Source organism: Betaproteobacteria bacterium (assembly GCA_009377585.1).
GTDB lineage: Bacteria > Pseudomonadota > Gammaproteobacteria > Burkholderiales > WYBJ01 > WYBJ01.
This window is the reverse complement of record WHTS01000022.1, coordinates 49687-67395: the sequence shown is the minus strand read 5'-3', so window position 1 is coordinate 67395 and position 17709 is coordinate 49687. Positions and strand designations below refer to the sequence as shown.

The following is a 17709-nucleotide window of genomic DNA, read 5'->3' as shown; positions in this document are numbered from 1 at the left end:
CGCGCTTGATGCGCTTTCTTGCAGCGTGCACCGCTTCATCGGAGGGTGGGCGCGTACCCTGCAACGCCTGCGCGGCAGCGCGAATGTGTGTCCGGAGGGTATCGCGAATGCCCGTCACCGAACCCGATGGAACGCGCGTCCGCGCTTTCGATGAGGCGCGCGCACTGCCCTGCGACGACGTCACGGGTAAAACCCTTTCGCGCTGCACACCTTTGCCCATCGTGCCGCAGCCTGTTGGTATCGCAACTCGCGCACCAGAGTAGTGGTCACTTGTTTCCGCAACGGGCGCGTGCGTCGCAGAATGACTTACTTCGCGTGGCGTGGTTGGCCGATTATCGTTCATGCGCGCCGGGCGGGTTTCGTCGATCGCGGCCAGGACGCGCCTTCCGATAGCAAGGACTCCGACTCCGGCTTCGGCAATTCGCGGTTGTTCGTGCTCACCCCCGTGCCCGAGCCCGAGACCCATGCCATGATGCTGCTGGGTCTTGCGGTGATCGGCTGCCGCCTGCGCCGCAAGACCATCCAGCCGCGGGCAGCGGCGATCGTCGCCGCGCGCTGAAGCGTCGATCAGCGCCCGCTTACCGGCACGGCAGGCTCGATGCGCTCGGCATCGAGCCTGTCGCGGTAGGACTCCAGCAGGTTCTCGATCTGCACGCGCTTCAGCTGCGTCACCGGCTCGTTGGCGAGCAACAAATCACCGCAGGTGAGGCTGCGATGGCGCTCCATCAGCTCGCGGCCGAGCGCATACAACTCGACGTTCTTCTGCTCGCAGGTCGCGAGCGAGCGCCCGCGCACTCCCAACTCGGCGAGAAGCTTGCGGTCGCGCTCGTCGCGCGATTCGGTCGTGGCGGCATGCTGCTGCTCGGACTTGCGCATCTTCTCTTCCAGTGCGGCGATGCGGCCTTGTGCCTTGGCGAGCTTCGTTTCCGCGGAGGCGCGCTGGGTGGACTGCTCGCGCAGTGCGCGCTTGAGCGCCTCCAGCTCGCGCGCGAGATGGGCGGCGGCTGTCTCGGCACGCCGGGCGCGGGCGGCGGCCGCGTCGCGCTCGGCGCCCGCGCCGCCGGCTTCGTCCTTTGCCGAAGCGAGCGCCTTCTCCAGCGCCGCGCGCTCCTGCTGCTCCCGCCGCAGCGCCTGCTGGAAGCGGCGCAACGCCTCACGTTCGCGGCTATCGCGCGGCTCGGCCGCCCTGGCATCCGGGGCGAAGGCAAGCGGCGCCGGACCGGCCAGCACGCAGGCGCAGATTGCGGCTGCAAGCGCCGCGGAAGTGGTGGTACGCATGATCAGAAACGCACGTTCAGGTCGAGCTGCACCACGTCGATGGCGAGCGGCGGCCCGTCGATCTGGTTCGAGCTCAGCCAGCGCAGGTTCACCCAGGTGTTGCGCGCGATTCCGTAGGCGCCGCCGAGGATATAGCCTTTCGCATTGGTGCCGCCGAGATGGAAGTCCGAATCGGTGAAGGCGTCGAGCACCGCATCGCGCTCCACGTGCTTGTAAGCGGCGAACACCTGCCAGTCGTGCTGCTTGCGCAGCTCCGGCATTCCGACTGCGAGCCGGGCGTGGTAGGCGTTGACCCGCGGCGCGATGTCGAGCCCGGTGCGATCGAGGATCTCGCCGCGGTCGAAGGCGATATTGCGGACGTAATCGCCGGTCAGCATCACGTGCACGGGATCCAGGTGCATCAGATCCCAGCGGGCGGTGATGTTGGCCTCGCGGAACTTCGCCGCCAGGCCGAACAGAGGGTCTGCGCCGGGTACGCCCTGGTTGAGGTCGAACAGCGAGTTGCCCTTCTGCCGGAACGGCGCCGCGGTGTAATCGTTCAGTCCGGGCGCGAGCGCATCGTTCGGCCGCCCGGTGATGTGGCGATAATCGTAGAGCGCGGCGGCGAGCCGGAAGCGCGAACGGGCCCCGCTCCAGTCGATCCCGGCCTGGGCGCCGAAGAGCCACTTGTCGCGTCCCGACAATTGCACTTCCTCGACCGGAGCGACGCCGAGGGTGAGAAAGGCCGAAGAGCCCGTGTCGAACGCGTACTGCGTACGCACAGCGACGCCCTCGAAGCTCAGATTGTCGTTCCAGACGAGATTGGTCGAAAGCCACGGGCTGGGCATGCGCCCGCCGGTCAGGGCGAACCAGGACGCCGGTTCGAGGCGCAGCCAGGCACGATCGAAGCGTACGGCGAAGCGATCGCCGGAAGCGCCGAGGGTCGAGGTGGTCGAGATCGGATCGGAGATGCTGCCGGTCGTGATCCGCGCACCGGCGCTGACGGTCTCCGAAACGCGCGCTTGAACGCCCAGGCGCGCCCGCACGCGCAGCCGATTACGGTCTTCCTGCGTGTTGTCGATGTTCTGGCCTTCGATCTGGAAGAAGGCCGGCGGCGTGTTGCCGGATTGAAAGATGTCGCCCTGGTAGCGCAGCCGCACGTCGCCCTCCCAGGCGATGCGGCTGATCCAATCCGGCAGCACGCCAGGGTCGCCCCAGCGTTCGGTCTTGGCCTGGGCGAGGACCTCCTGCTTGATCGACTCGCGGATCTCGTCGCGCACGTGCTCGGGCACATAGGGAACCCGTACGACCTTCGGCGCGTTCGGCCCCGCAGGGGCGACGGCGTCGGGCGATCGCACCTGCGCCTTGCGCAGCAGCTCCTGCGCCTTCTCGCGCGTCAGGACGCCCTGCTCGACCAGCAGCTCGATCAGATTGACGGTGGTCGCGCGCAGCTGTTCCAGATCCTCCCGCTCGCCCGCCGTGGCGCAGGGTGCGCCGGCGAGGCATGTCGCCACGACGATCGATTGCAACACGGCAGCGCGCATTCGGCTTCTCGCTTTCGGCCGCCGGCGCGGCGCTGGATCGACCCGCCTCATCCGGCAGCCCGTGAGGTGATTCGCAGCCGCACCGGTTGCGGCATCGTCTCCGGCGGCGCCTCCGCCAGCGCCGGCAGTCCGGCCAGGGTCGCGCGCAGCAGCCCGTCGGTGGCGCTGTTCCCGGTGCCGTTCACCAGCTCGACGCGCTCGATCCGCCCGTCGCGGGCAAGCCAGATCTTGACGATGGCGCGATAGTCTTCCTGGCGCAGCTTCGGCTCGCGCGCCAGCGCCTCCTGCAGTTGCTGCTGAATGCGCGCGGTGTAGTACGCGAACCGTCGCCCGTCCGAACCGTTGCCTCCGCCCCCGATCGAGAGCAGATCGCGCCCGCCCTTGCGCGCGGCCAGGCCGAACCCATCCGAGCCGGGACCGCCCTCGGCGTCCAGCCCGAGGACCTTGTCGGCCGGGGGCTCGTCCTTCGCTGGCGCGGGCTCGGGCGTCTTTTCGGGTTCCGGCAACTTCACCTCCTGTTTCATTTCGGGCTCGGGCGGTTTTTCCTGCGGCTTCGGCGGCGGCGGGGGCGGCGGCCGCAGCAGCATGATCTGCTGCACCGATGATTTCCTCGGTTTGGCGGCCTGCTGAAGGAAGCCGTGGATGACCGCGGCCACGAGCGCGGCCGCGGCCACGATCAGCAGTGTGATCAGCGCGAGCGCGCGGGCGCGCTTTGCGAGCAAGGCATCCGTCATTTCACGAGCCGCTGAGTCACGAGGCCGATCTGCGTGATGTCCAGACGGCCCATCAGGTCGAGCACTTCGATCACGCGCTCGTACTGGATCTTGGCATCGCCCTTGATGACGACCGGGAAGTCCGCGCTGGCCGCCTTGTGCGCGCGCAGGCGCGATTCCAGCTCGTCCATAGTGACCGGATAGGCGTCGAGGAACAGGCGGCCGTCCTGCGTGATCGTCACCGCCTTGGTCGTCGGCTTGGCGAGGCTCGGCGTGGCGCTCGCCTTGGGCAGGTTCACCTTGATTCCCTGCACCGAGGCCGTGGTCATGATGATGAAGATCACGAGCAGCACGTACGCCAGGTCGAGCATCGGCGTGACGTTGATGTCGTCGTAGGGCTTGTTGTCGCTGTTGACCTGCATCGTCAGGGTGCGTACTTCTCGGCAAGGCGCGTGATCAGCTCGTCGGCGAATACCGCCGTGTCGTTGCTGATGCCGCGGATGCGGCTCGCGAGGTAGTTGTAGCCGAACAGGGCCGGGATCGCGACGCCCAAGCCGGCCACGGTGGCCACCAGCGCGGCCGCGATCCCCGGCGCGATGGCGTTGACGTTGACGTCGCCTGCCGCCGCGATCGCCGCGAAGGTGATCATCACGCCGACCACGGTGCCGAGCAGCCCGAGGAACGGGCCTCCGCTGATGGCGATCGTGAGCAGCACCATCTGGCTGTTGAGCCGCTCGTTCTCCCGCACCAGGCCGGCGTCGATACTCGCCTTGATTGCCCCGAGTGCCTGCGGCGAGAGGCTGCGCGCCAGTCCGTCCCGGTCGTAGCGCTCGAAGCGATGCCGCAGCTCCTCGATGCCCAGCCGATAGACGCGGAACAGCGACGAGCCGTCGAAGCCGTGCTCGCGCGCAAGCTCTTCGCCTTCCGCTGCGCCGAACTTCTGCCGGAAGCGCAGATTCGCGTTTGCGGTGCGGAACACGGCGATCGCCTTTGCGATCATGACGGCGAAGCTCACCAGCATCATCAGCGCCAGGATCGCGATCACGACCCAGCCGTCGAGCGTGACGGCGCCGAGCAGAATGCCGAGGTACGACGCGCTGCCGCTTTCCCCCGCCTCGGGCTGGCCATAGCGGATCAGCCGGCCGTCCGCCGCCTGTGCAGCGTGCGAGAGCTTGACCCAGTCGGCGGAACGTGCCTGAGCGGCAATCTGGACTTCGTCCAGCTCGCCGGCGAAGTTCTCGCCGATTACGCCGTCCGCGCTGAAATGGGGCGCATTGGCCGCCACCGCCGCGCGTTGCTCGCCATTGACGTAGACCACGAGACGATCGGACAACGTCACTGCGATGTGGCTCCACGCCGCGGGCGGCAACGCGTTCTCGAGCGGACGCGTTTCGAACTTGTCCTTGGCCACGAAGCGCGCAAACAGCCGCCCGCGCTCGAGACCGATCGTGAACGATCGCTCGGCATCGCGCATGGCGAACAGCGTCGCGTCGGCCTCGGCGTTCTCCGGCTTGACCCACGCGCTGAAAGTGAACCCGCCCGGCGAACCGAGCTTGAGTGCGGGCCAGGCCGGGAGGACGAGCGGCGCGGAGCCGTCCAGGGCCGCAGCGCCGCCGATCAGACCGATCGCCGCAGGGCTCGCGCTTCCCTTCGCCGCCTGTCCGTAGGCGGCCGCGTCCTGCAGCAGCCCCACGCCCTCCGCGAAGTGCAGCACGGCCAACTGGCTCGGGTCGTACGTGCCCTTGGCATCCGCGACGCTCGGGGCTTTGAAATTGCCGTAGTAGAGCCAGATCGACTCGGCGTTGGACGCGCCCGCCAGCCGCGGAACCTGCACCCACACGATCGCCAGCTCGTTGAGCGAGTCGAAGCTTTCGACGTGGTGCTTCAGCACCAGCTTGTCGTCGGCGGAAACGAAGCGCAGATCCGATCCGTCCTCCTTCGCGGCCAGGAAATCGAAGTTCCCGGTGTGGAGGCGAACGGGAACGACCACGTTCGACAGCGTCTCCTTGACGTCGGCCCCGCCTGCGGAGGTATCGAGCACGATCGGCCGGCGTTGCGCCCACTCCGCGTTCCACCAGGCCCAAGCGCTGGCCGGCGAGACGGCTAGCAATGCAACGAGCATCAGGACGATGTATTTCATGGGCTCGAATTGCGCAGGGGATGAGCGGCATTTTGCGTAACCACCGTGTCATATCCGTGACACGGCCTTGCGGCGCCGAGCGTCATGGCTTCTTGCGCTCCGCAGGTTCGTCCTCACCCACGCCGAGCACTTCGACCGTCAGGAACGAGGGCCGGAAGCTCTCCTTGAGCGCCTGCGCCGCCTGTGCGGCTTCGGCGAGCCCGCGTGTCGCCTGCTCGCCCGAGCGCGTGGCATCGCTGCCGGTCGCGCTGCTCGCCGCCAGTGAGGCGCCGAGCGCGGACGTATCCGCCGTGGGCACGCCGGTGGAACGCCCGCCCACCTGGATGTTGTCGGCGCCGACCACGCGCACGGCGGCGATGTTCAGGTTGCCCGCGGATCGTATCCCGGCGTCTCCCGCGTTGACTTCGCCCTTCGGCGCGATCAGATCGACATCGCCCGGCGTGACGCCCGGCCGGCCGAGCAATACGCCGATGCCGCTGCCGGCGATCGACTGGGTGATGTCGAGCGAGATCACGCCGTCGGCGTCGATGCGGAACTGCGGCGGCGGCGTGGCCGACGTCGTCTTCGCGCCGCGGCCGGCGTCGATATTGCCCTCCGAGGACCAGATCAGGATGTTGCCGCCGGCGACCGTGAAGACGCGCGACTGGTTGACGAGGAAGTCGTCGCGCGTGAATGCGAGAATGGAGCCGCTGTCGACGGTGACGATGCCGAGCTGCGACGCCGGCTTGCTGAAGCGCCCCTGGTTTGCGAGGCCCGCGTTGATGAGCCCGCGGGGTGCCATCAACTCGATCTCGCCCCCCTGCTCGGTCTTCACCTGGCTGAAGAAGAGATTGATGTCGCCGCGCGCCTCGGCGTCGCCGCCCCGGACGGGGAACAAGGTCTCGATCGCCTCGTAGCCGCGCCGGTAGGCCTCGACGCCGCGAGCACCGCTTGCCGTGACGTCGCGTCCGGTCTCTTTCAGCTCGGCGTAGAAGACCCGGCGCACGAATGCAGCCTGCTGCGAAGCCGGCAGCGCGCGAAAGACGGTAAGAGCTTCGGCCTCGGTCGGCGGCGCCGATCCTGTCAGCGTGCCGATGTAGGCCGCCAGCTCCGTGCCGAAACGGCGGGCGGCCGGATCGGGCGGATCGATGTAGCGGGCGACGAACGCCGCATAGTCGGGTGCGCTCGGCGCGCCGGCGAGCACGAGGATGCTCGCGCCGGACTCGGGCAGGAATGGATTGTCGAGCGGGCCGCGGGTGACGATGCCCGAGGAGGTGCCGAGATCGATGTCGCGGCCGGCAATGACCTCGATTCTCCCGGGACCACCGATCTGAATGGTGCGATCGTTGATGCCGGGCACGCCGCTCGTCCCGATGGGGCTGGTGGAGACGATGTCGCGGCCCGCCATCAGCACGGTGGCATCCGTGCCGCGCAGGTTCTGTCCGCCGAAGTCCGGATCGCGGATGTCGCGCCCGGCGACGAGGCGGGCGGCCTCGGCGACGATCAGCTGCGCGCCGCTGCGGAAAAGCAGGTCGCCGGTTGCGGCGACGACCCGGACGGGATTCGTGTCGGCCGCGTGCAGCGGCGGGTTCGAGTGCACCGTGGGTCCGGCGTCATAGCGACCCTGGCCGTCGAAGATCGTGCCGAAGAAGCCGAGCGAGGGTGCAGCCACGCTCGGCAGAACGCGGGGATCGAGATCCGACATCCGGATGTGCCCGCCCACGACGACGTCGCCCCCGGCGAGGAGATCCAGATTGCCTGCGGCTGCGGGGAACAGCGTGAACGGCCGCGACACCTCGACGTCGCCGCGCAACGCCGCGGCCCGCAGCGTTCCGGGGTAGAGCGTGGCGCTGAAACCGTCGCCGATGACACCCGGGCCGTAGATCTGGGGCGCCGACTGGTCCAGCGTGGCGGTATCGTTCAACAGCCGAAGATCGCCGCTGACCGCCGTCAACGCCACACCTGTCGTGGCCGTGTAGCTCGAAAACGCGTTCTGGCTGCCCGCGACGAGCGAGGCGCCGATGTTGTGGGCCTGCGGCAGCAGCGTCGGATCGAGCACGGTGCCCAGCGTGAGATCGCCGCCCGCGCGCACGTCGAAGCGCGCATCGCCCGCAGCGAGTATCGGACCGACCGCGTACGCGCCTTCGGCGGTGTTGCGCACACCGCTGCCGATGTCGCCGCCCGCATCGATACGCCCCGCGCCTTTCATGACGAGGTACGCCCCGCCCTTCAGATTCTCGCCCGCGCGCACGAGCACATCGCCCCCACCCCGGACCACGAGGTTCGCTGGGTCAGGCGCCGCGCTCGTGCTGCCGCCCATGACGCCGTTGGTCGGCGCGACCACGCTCAGATTCTCGATATGCCGGCCCGCAACGACGCTGACATCGCCGCCCCCAAGCGTTCCGACGCCCTGCTGGAAGCTCGTGTAACGGGGCCACCAGGTGGTTTGCGCGTTCGGTACGAGAATCGCGCCGGAAGTCGTGCGCCGCGCCGCGCGCTGCATGAGCCAGTCGCTGATGAGCTGACTGCCGGCGATGGCCGAGATGTCGCGCCCGACCGTGATGCGAATGTCTCCGCCGCCTTCCGGGTTGATGGCGCGCAACGCCCGGTTGCTTTCGTCGCGGAACGTCGGCGGGGTATAGCCCGGGATCGCAGCGCCCGGCTTTCCGGCCGTATAGATCACCGATGAGGGATCGGAGAGCGTCAGATCGCGCCCGGCGGCCAGCTCGATCCAGCCGCTGCCGGTGCGCACCAGCTTGCCGGCGGCCAGCACGATGTCGCCGCTGCCGGCGATCGTCGCGAGCGGATTCGCGGCGGCCGCGGCGGCGCCGGCGACCAGCCGGTACGACCATGAATCGTCCGTGCGCAGCGCCGTCCAGTTCGCCATCGCCTGGTTGGCCGTCGCCGTGAATCCGTCGCCGAGCGAGCTGTCGAGGATGAGATCGCCTTGGGCGCGCAAGGTCAGCACGCCCGGCTCGCCGTCGAAGCGCCACGCCGACAGGTTCCAGCCGCGCAGATGCTGCTGCGGCGCCGTCTCGTTCACGGCGACCGTCAGCGAACCGGGACTGCGGATCTCGATGCCCGGCCGCAGGTGGAACGACGGATCGCCGGCGCGGCCGAGCGCCGCCAGGATCGTGTCCTTGGCCCCGGCAATGAAATCTCCGGCCTCGCGAAATCCCACCGTGTTGGCGAACGGACCGGTGGTCGCCACGTTGAACACGCCGCCGTCGGTGGTCGCGCCGTCGCCGCTCACCGTGGTCGCGTTGTAGACCTTGTACGCCTCCAGCACGATCTCGCCCGCGCCGCGCAGCTCGCCGTCCAGACGCTCGACCGCGACGCCGGTGCCGGCCCCGGAGCCGAGTCGCGGCGCCCGCAACGAGATCCGCCCGCCCGCGCCGGACACGTCGACGACCGCGCCGTGCTCGATCGCGATGGTTGCCGCGGTCGCGGCTCCGTTGGCGCTGCTCGCGATCGACAGCGCGACCTCGCCGCCGCGGCCCTGCGTACCCGCGCCCTCGGCCGACGCCTCGAGCCGCCCCGCGATCCGGATGGAACCCGTGCCGGCGCCAGCTTCGTTCGCCGCCAGCATGATGCGCCCGCCCTTCGCCCCGGAGGCGTCGATCGTTCCATCGACCGTTATGTCTCCGTCATCGGCAGCGAGCGCCACTTCGTGGGCGACCACGCGATCGCCGGCCGCGACGACGATCGATCCGGAGCGCACGCGCACATCGCGCTTCGCGCCGAATCCGCCGGAGACGAACGCCCCGGCGGCATCCAGGCGCGCGTCGAGCGCTGAATTGAGCGCGGAGAAATCCGCCAGCGTGCCGGCGTCGAGCACGAAGCTGCCCTGCGCGGGCGCGAGCAGGCCGGCCTGTGTCATCGCGCCGCCCTTGAGCATCCCCTGCAGGCTCGCGCTGCCTTGCGGGGCCGACAGCCGGATCTCGCCGGCGTCCGCGCCGGATGCGCTCGACACGTCGACGACCGAGCCGCTTTCGAGCACGAGGCTGCCGGCGGCCGAACGGATGTCGATCACGCCGGCCGCGGCATGCGCGGGCACGCCGTCGAAGACGACGCTCGCGCCGGGCGCGGCGACGCGTGCGCCGGCATGCAGCGTCACGCCGTCGTCTGCGGTCGGGCCGACGGCTGCGATCGCAATGCGGCCGGCCGGCGCCGAGATGGCGCTGCCGATCGACGCGGAGCGCCCCGTGAGCGCGAGGCTGCCGCCGAGCGAATCGGCCTCGGTCGCGGCGATTCCCGCGCGGCCCGGCAGGACATCGAGCTGCCCGGAAGCGCCCAGCGCATAGCGCGCCGCCGTGGCGGCCTCCAGGCGGCCGGTCTGGACCGACAGATCGCCGTGCACGTGTAGACTGCCTGCGCCCTCGGCGATCACGGCGTCGCGCGCGTCGAGCCTCACCTGCGCGAAGCCCTCGAGCTGCACGGCCGCGGGCGAGCCGGGTGCCCCGTTGCCTTCGCCCAGGACGATCCGGTCGGCGTGCACGTCGAGATTGCCGTTGCCGAATACGGGCAGCGCGCCGTCGCCCAGCGCGGGCGCGCCGGCGTGTGGGCTGCCCCGGGTATTGGTGAACGTGACCTGCGCGGCGCTGAGCCGCACCTGCGCCGAACCATCGGCGCCGCGGTAGTTGTTGAGCCCGCCGCTGTCGACGGAAAGATGCCCGAGCGCAGGCGAACCGAGGCTGAGCGCGCCGTAGGTGTCGAGCGTCGAGTAGCTGCGCAGCGTGAGCGAGGAAAGCGCGCCGAGCGCATCCACCTGCTCGCGGCTCAGGGCGAGACCCGAAACCACCGCGCCGGTGTCGCCCAGGCTGATGCGCCCGGCGCCGAGCGCCAGCGCCGCACCCGCGGCAAGCTCGAGCGCGCCGCGCATGACGTGGTCGCGCGTGGCATCGAGTGCCACCGCACCCTGCGCCTGCAGGCGAGCCCCGGTCTCCACTTTCAGCGTGCCCTCGGTGCGGGCGGCATTCTCCCGCACGATGCCGACTTCGGGACCGGAGGCGACGCGCACCAGGGCGCCGTCGCCGCTCACGCCATCGCCACCTACGACGAGCGTGCGCGCCGGCGAGGCGTACACACCCTCGCCGATGATCAGCGAGCCGTCTCGGATGGTCACATTCCGGTTGGCGGCCAGGATGATCTCCGGCGCGCGCAGCGCATTGCCCGCGTCGTTGGCCACCACGATGTCGCTGCTCACCACCGACAGGCGCGTCCGATCGTCATCGGCCGAGCGTGTTGCGCCCAGCACCATGCTCGCCACGTCGAGGCGCGAGAGCGCGAGCGGATCGAGCCGAACGAAATCGTCGCGGATGCCTGCGGCATCGGCGGTCGCGACCGCGAGCTTCGGTGCGGCGATGTCGAGCGTGGCGCCCGCACTGCCGGGAGCGTGGTTGGCGCGGAAGCTGCCCTGCAGGTCGAGCACTTCGGTGGCGCGAATCGCCGCCGCGCCGGCGTCGGCCAAGGTCTGCCGGCCGGAGTCGGCTGCGAATGCCGAGCCGAGCGCCGTCTCCAGATACTCCGACCGGCTGCGCGCCGTCGCGCCCGGCTGCACCAGGAAGCCCGTACTGCGCCCGTCGCGGACCTGGCTCCCATCGCGCGCGGTCCAGGTGCGATAGCCCGCGACGATCTGCGCGCCGTCGCTGCGCCGCGTCGCCTTGCCGGCGGGGAAATCGCGCGTCCCGTTTACCGCGCTCACCAGGTACGCGCCGGGCAGCAGCGCGTAGCGCGTGGGCAGCAGGATGTAGACGCCCGCCGCAACCCCGTCCGCCCCGGCCAGCGCGACGGCATCGCCCACGGCCAGCGCCGACGCGGCGCCCGCGGCCTGGATCTGATGGTCGTAGGGTGCGAAGGCAGCCGCCGCAGCGGGCAGGATCGCGAACGTGCCGGGCGCGTTGGCCGCGTCGAGCAGGTCGCGCGACCCACCGGGGCCCGGCACGAACTCGTACGCGCGCAGATCGCCCCCGCCGGAGAGATCGACCAGCGCGCCGGATTCGATCCGCACCTCCGCGCCCCTCAGCTCGACGCGCTTCTGCGGCACGGCTTCGATCAGGACGTTGGTCGACTCGTCCAGCGCGTACACGTAGGCGCGTCCGGAAAGCTCGGTGCGCCCGAACGGCATGACGAGGCCGCTCGCCGCCACGGACGTAAGGCTGCCGGGCGCGAGCGTCAGCGTCTGCGCCGCGTCCAGCGTGACCGATCCGGCGGGCGCACGGATGACGCCGCCCTGGCGTATCGCCGGCGCCCGCAACGTGAGATCGCCGCCGGCCGAGAGGGCCGAGGCGCCCGCGTCGCGCCCCGTGACGTCGATGCGTGCGCCCTCGCCCACCGCTTCGACCACGAAGCGGCTCATCGTCGTGGGATAGAGCTGGGCGGCATCGAAGGCCAGCGCACCGGCCGTGCGCAACTGTCCCGAGAGCACGCTCGCGCCGCCGGGGAAGTAGCTGCCCTTGAAGCGGATGTCGCCGTCCGCCACGAATTGCGCCCGCTCGAATCCGCTCAGCGTCACGTTGCCTTCGAAATCGATCAGCCCGGCGCTGACGACCAGGCTCCCCTCGCCTGCCACGGGCGCGGGTGCCGCGAAGCCGGTCGTATTGGACAGGGAAACATAGGCGGCATCGAACGCCGCCCGGCTCTCGCCTGCCGCCGCGACGCTCAGCGCAGCAAGCGAGATGCTGCGGCGCGCCGCAAGGGTGACGTCGCCCTCGAGCTCGATGCTGTCCGGGCTGCGCAGCGTGATGCTGTCGAAACCGCCGCCGTTGAGCGTGGCGGCATCGAGCAAGGCGCGATGATTGAGCTGCGCCTCGCCCGGGCGGGTTCGTGCGTTCGGATCGATGACCTCGCCCGGGGCGAGCGCTGGGAAAGCGGCGATCGCAGCGTTGCTCACGATCACCCGCCGCGGGAGCGTGGGGTAGCTGGGATTGCCGGCGACCGCCGGGTGCAGCGTGACCGACAGCGTTCCGCCTTCGGACCACGGCGCGGCCCGCGCTGCACGCAGGCTCCCGCCCAGCAGCACACCCTCCTGGGCACGGATGTCGATCGCGCCCGCGCTTCCTGCAACGATCGTCGCGACCGGCGTCGCGTAGGCACGCGGCACGATGTCCAGCTCGGCCGCGACCGCCGAGACGTCGACGTGCGAGCCCGGCTGCTGCACGACGTAACCCGTGCGCGCATCGATGGTCACATTGCCGCCGTCCAGGACTTCGCCCCGGCGCAGGCCGTCGAGACCGGTCACGACGCGCGCCACGCCGCGCGCGTCGATACGGCTTTTGGCACCCAGCCAGATCGATTGCGCGGCACCGTAGTCGCGCGGACCGCCCCGCGTCGGATCGACCGGATCGGCGGTCGAAAGCGTGATGCGTCCGGCCGGTGCGGCCAGACTGCCCAGCATGGTGAGCTGATTGCCCGCCGACAGCGTGATCTGCGAAGCCGCTTCGACCCGCAGCTCGGCGCTGCGGTCGATCAGAAGATCGCCGAAGACGGTGCCGGCGGCGGTGAGCGTCAGCGCGGTGGGCGTGCGCAGCGCTTCGGGCAGCAGCGCGAGCGACGAGAAGCGCGCGATGTCGGTCGCGGACGGAGCCGTGACGTAGGCCGGATCGAGCACGCGGTTTTCTGCGTGCGGACCGATCGTTGTTTCGGCCGCCACGGTGAGCCCGTCCTGCCCGTTGACGGCATAGGCGCTGAACCCGCCGCGCTGGAAGAACGCTGCCGCGAGACTCAGCGTACCTTCCGGGGCGTCGGGTCCGATGTGCACGCGCGACGTATCGAGCGTGAGCGCGCCTCCGCGCTGCAGGCCGTGACCTCGCAGCTCGCCGCCGAGCACGAGCGTGGATTGCTGTGGATCGAAGTCACCCAGGTTGACGCGGCCGCTCTTCAGGCGAATGCTGCCCCCGGCGCCTGCCTGCAGCGCGCCGCTCGCATCGAGCCACGCGCCGCCCGACACATCGATGACGCTACCCGCGGCCAGGACGACGTCGGCGGCGGATACGAGCGAGACCGAGCCGCCCGCGATCAGGGCCGGACCGCTGCCCGCGCTGCCGCCCGCCGTGGGCAGATCGTTGATCCAGCCGCCCGCGGCGCAGATCGTGCCTTCCTCGCCCAGCCGGATGGCATAGGCAGCGGCGGGAAGAAACGACCCCAACGGCTGCACGGTGGTGAGGCTTACGGCCCCACTCGGTATGTTGATCGATCCCAGGACCTCGATCTCGCGGCCGGTGAGCGCAAGCGCGCTTTGGCGCACGCTGCCGTCCGGCGCGCGCTGACTGCCCGGGGCGAGATCGAGCCGCACGCCCTCGCCGAGCTGGATGCGGCCGTTGCTGAGGACGGTGACGCGGCCGAAGCCGCCGTTTCGCAGCATCGCGACCGGTACCTGCACCGCGGCGCGGTTGGGCTCCGGCAATGGGTCGAGCGGCGATCCCGGCGCCTCCCCGGTTGCGAAGCGAAAGCCGGACGGAAGCGCCGTCGCCGCCTCGACGAAGTGGACGTCGGGAAGCTTGAACGAACGCACCGACGCGGCCGCCGCGCTGGCGTCGCCGAGGATCAGGCCGCCGCCGACCGGAAGCGTTCCGGCAGCGCGCTGCCGTTCGCCTGCGCGAGTCCGCGCAACCAGCTCGCCATCGAGCACGACGGCATGGCCCAGCAGGGCGATGGTTCCGGCGCTCATTCCCTCGACGTAGCCGCGCTCGAAACCGTACCGGGCCGAGAACGTCTCGCTTACGCCCCATTTGACGTGGTCGATCGTCACGGTGTCCACGACGCCCCGGTAGATCTCGTCCGGACGCGCGTCGCCGATGTCGACGACCCGGCCCGAGGTCGCCAGCAGCTTGCTGGTTCGAACGAAGCCGTCGAGGTAGCGGACGCTCCCTCCGGAGGCGTCGATCGACGCGCCCTGCCGCACGACGATGTCGCCCTCGGATTGCAGGCTCACGTCGCCTCCGGTCGTGGTGCGCTCCTCGACGGTGCGGCCGATCTGCGCGACGCTGCCGGACGCGTCCGCGAGTCCCGTGCCTTTGCGCACGTCCACCTGCACCGTCTTGCCGCGCAGGGGACCGTCGCGCTGCAGCGGTGCATCGCGCAGCTCGTTGCCGCGCAGCTCGACTTCGACGACGTTGCGCTCCATCGGCAGGACGACGTCGGCCGTTCCGGCGACATCGATCCGGCTGCCCTGCTCGAGGTAGATGCGTGCCTGCGCGTTCGCAGCAGCCCCCGGGGGCTGGAACTCGAGGCCGGCCTGCGCCGTCAGCGTGACGTTCCCCGCTGGCGCCGCCACCACGGCATCGGCTTCCAGGCGCACCGTGCGGCCGATGCCTTCGATGCTGGAGCGGTTGAAGGCCTGGTCGTCCTTGATGGTCTGAGGGTCGCTCAGCTCCGGCCGCACCTCGGTGACGCTCGCCTTGCCGAAGCGAAGCTCTCCGCCGCGGCTGCCCAGCGGCACGTGCACACCGCCGCCCAGATCCTTGTCGACGACCGTATCGCGGGCCAGCAGGCGTATCGACCCGTTCTGATTGACGCTGGTGGTCGCCGACACCCGCCCCGACTGGTTGACCGCGAGCCCGGCCAGCGTGACATTGCCGCGCTCGGCGACGATCTTGCTGAGCGGCAGATTTTCGACCCGGCCGCCGTTGTCCACCTCGATCAGCAGGCCGCGCAATGCCGGGTCGTTGCTCGCCGCCAGGTACGCCTTGCTGCCTGCCGCCAGGATCGCCTGCCCGTCGGGGGTGGAGATGATGCCGTTGTTGCTGACGTCGCTCCCCAGCAGGATGACGCGGCCCTCGCGCGCGGTGCGAATCTCGGCGCCGTTTTCCACTACCACCGTCCCGCTCGGCGCGCCGTTGGCGAACGGGCCGAATGCGGGATTCTGCGCTGGCAGGAGATTGCTGAGCAGCCCCTGCTCGAACAGGTCGTCCGTGATGTCGAGCGTGGAGGCGACCAGGCCGCCGACGTCGACCTGCGCGCCGTTGGCGAACACGATCCCGTTCTGGTTGATGAGATACACCTGCCCGCGTGCGCTGATGCTGCCCTGGATGCGGCTCGGATCGGCGTCGTGGATGCGATTGAGCGCGGCCCACGTGGCCGCCTGCTGCTCGAACACGACGGCCTGCCCCGGTGCGACGTTGAACCGGTTCCAGTGCAGGATCGCCTTCGGCTGCGATTGCTGGATCGTCAGCCTGGCGGCGTTGGTGCGCGCGGCATCGATGGCGGCGTTGCTCCACGCCTTGCCGGGCTGCGGGACGAGGCCCGCGGGCTGGGCGGCATCCGAGCTGCGCGCGCCGAGCGCGGCGCATGCCGCAAGCACGGCAGCACTCATGCGAAGTCGCTTCCAGACGGGCTCGGCGGGCCGCGCGGCATCGATTGTCATTCGGTCTCGCTCGGCGCGCATCAGAACTCGTACGACAGGCGGAAGTGAATGCGTGAGTCGCCGTCGCGGGTCGACGGTCCGGCACGCAGCGCTTGCGCAAGATCGAGCGCCAGGGCCAGTCCGCGCGTGTCCTTCAGACGCAGGCCGATGCCGGCCGAGGCAAGCGTGAAGCGGCTGCGTTGTCCCGGCAGCGGATCCTCGATCCGGGCCCAGCCCGCATCGACGAATCCGGCCACGTAGGTCTCGGCAATCCCGCCGGGCTTGCGCTCGCCGAACGCCCGCCGGACTTCCACAGTCATGCGCGCGCCATCGTCGCCCAGCGCTTCCAGCTCGCGATAGCCGCGCACGCTCTCTGCGCCGCCGATGCCGAACTGCTCGTTGCTCACGAGCGGGCCGCTCGCCCCTTGCGCCTCGAAGCGCGCGTGCACGTCGAACGGCCCCGCGACATTGCGCGTCCAGCCTGCACCGGCCTTCAGCGCCAGGTAGCTCGCGCTCGCCTTGAAGCGCTTGTTCTCGAACTCGGCGTCGTTGTTTCCGAGCAGGCCGCGCACGCCGGCGGTGGCGCTGGCATCGAGCTGCGTGAGCGAGCCGGGCGCAATTGCGGTCGCGTTGTACTGCGCGATCAGCGGCGCGTAGCTGATCGGCGTGTCGAAGCTGTCGGCGCCGATCAGGCTAACGGTCTCGGAGAAGTCCTTGTAGTCGAGCCCGAGCGTGACGCTGTGGTACCAGCCGTCGAAGCTGCGCAACGGGATGATCGAGCGGATGCCGTAAATGGTGCCGCTGCCGATGACGTTGAGCGCGCCGACGGCCGCGGCGTTGCTGCGCGAGCGCACCGCGTAGGCGGCGATCAGGGTATCGCCCCAGGCCGGAAACAGGTACGTGCCCGACAGCACGCGTACCTCGTCGGTGTCCTGCGGCGACGTCTGCGCCTGCACGGCGATGCTGTGCTCGCGCTGCCAGAGGTTGTCGTAGCGCAGGCTCGCGCCGAGCCGCAGGCGCGAAGTCTCGCCGCTGTAGCGGTCGTTCAGCTCGACGCCCCCGTGCAGAGGAAGCTTGTCGTCGACCTTCAGGTCCACCTCGACCCGTCCCGGCGTACGGCCGGGCTTGAGGACTGGCGTCACGCGCCGATCGGGACTCTTGTTGAGCTGGGCGAGCTCCTGCTGCACGGTAGAAAAGTGCGGCACGCTGCCTTCGGCCAGCGATGGGGTGCGACGGCGGATCTCACCCAGGCTGTAGTAACGCGAGCCGGTCACCCGGCTTCGCTCCACGCGGCCTTCGGTGACGCGCAGGCGGATGATGCCCTGGGCAACGGTCTGCTCCGGAATGTCCACGAAAACCGTCAAGTAGCTCGCCTTGTGATACGACTGCTCGAGGGCACTGCGGGCGGCCTCGACATCCTTGATCGTTCGCTCCGGTCCCAGATACCCATAGACCGCACGCTCGACCTCCAGAGTCGTCAGCACCGTGTTGCCTTCGACGCGGTATTCCAGGATATCGAAGCGGGGTGCTTCCTCGGTCTCGACGCCGGCAGCCGGACCTTGCACGCCGGCGTACGCCGTGTAGAGAGTGAAGCACAGCAGGAGCACCCTGCGCGTGGCCGAACGCCTCATGATCATGGAGTGGCCGAGCTTGTGATGTTGGCATTGCGCGCTCTTGACGGCCGTATGAGCCGGACGGACCACGAACCCCAATGCTTCGATATGCACGATGCTG

8 protein-coding genes are annotated in these 17709 nt (G+C 70.0%); 1 reads left to right on the top strand and 7 read right to left on the bottom strand.

Annotated elements, in window-relative coordinates; all coding sequences use genetic code 11:
* The first annotated feature begins 301 nt into the window (after positions 1–301).
* On the top strand, positions 302–559 hold the full coding sequence (locus GEV05_09980) for a PEP-CTERM sorting domain-containing protein (GenBank protein MPZ43714.1): 258 nt from the start codon (positions 302–304) through the stop codon (positions 557–559).
* An 8-nt stretch (positions 560–567) separates the two neighbouring features.
* Here the strand turns inward: GEV05_09980 and GEV05_09975 are convergent, their stop codons facing one another.
* The 7 genes from GEV05_09975 to GEV05_09945 form a co-directional block, all read right to left on the bottom strand.
* Positions 568–1278 (bottom strand): hypothetical protein, encoded by a 711-nt coding sequence (locus GEV05_09975; protein ID MPZ43713.1) that lies wholly within the window; start codon positions 1276–1278, stop codon positions 568–570.
* 2 nt (positions 1279–1280) lie between these two features.
* Entirely contained in the window at positions 1281–2801 is a 1521-nt protein-coding gene (locus GEV05_09970; GenBank protein MPZ43712.1) for an outer membrane receptor for ferric coprogen and ferric-rhodotorulic acid, read from the bottom strand.
* Positions 2802–2848: 47 nt separating this feature from the next.
* Positions 2849–3535: an energy transducer TonB gene (locus GEV05_09965; GenBank protein ID MPZ43711.1), complete on the bottom strand. Its 687-nt coding sequence runs from the start codon at positions 3533–3535 to the stop codon at positions 2849–2851.
* On the bottom strand, positions 3532–3936 hold the full coding sequence (locus tag GEV05_09960; GenBank protein MPZ43710.1) for a biopolymer transporter ExbD: 405 nt from the start codon (positions 3934–3936) through the stop codon (positions 3532–3534). The genes GEV05_09965 and GEV05_09960 overlap by 4 nt, the downstream gene beginning before the upstream one ends.
* A gap of 2 nt (positions 3937–3938) precedes the next feature.
* The gene (locus GEV05_09955; GenBank protein ID MPZ43709.1) at positions 3939–5654 is read right to left on the bottom strand and encodes a DUF2341 domain-containing protein; all 1716 of its coding nucleotides are present in this window, start codon (positions 5652–5654) and stop codon (positions 3939–3941) included.
* A gap of 82 nt (positions 5655–5736) precedes the next feature.
* Entirely contained in the window at positions 5737–16017 is a 10281-nt protein-coding gene (locus tag GEV05_09950; GenBank protein MPZ43708.1) for a filamentous hemagglutinin N-terminal domain-containing protein, read from the bottom strand.
* Positions 16017–17612, bottom strand: a complete 1596-nt coding sequence (locus tag GEV05_09945; protein MPZ43707.1) for a BamA/TamA family outer membrane protein — start codon at positions 17610–17612, stop codon at positions 16017–16019. Before GEV05_09945 ends, GEV05_09950 begins: the two co-directional genes overlap by 1 nt.
* Positions 17613–17709: the final 97 nt, after the last annotated feature.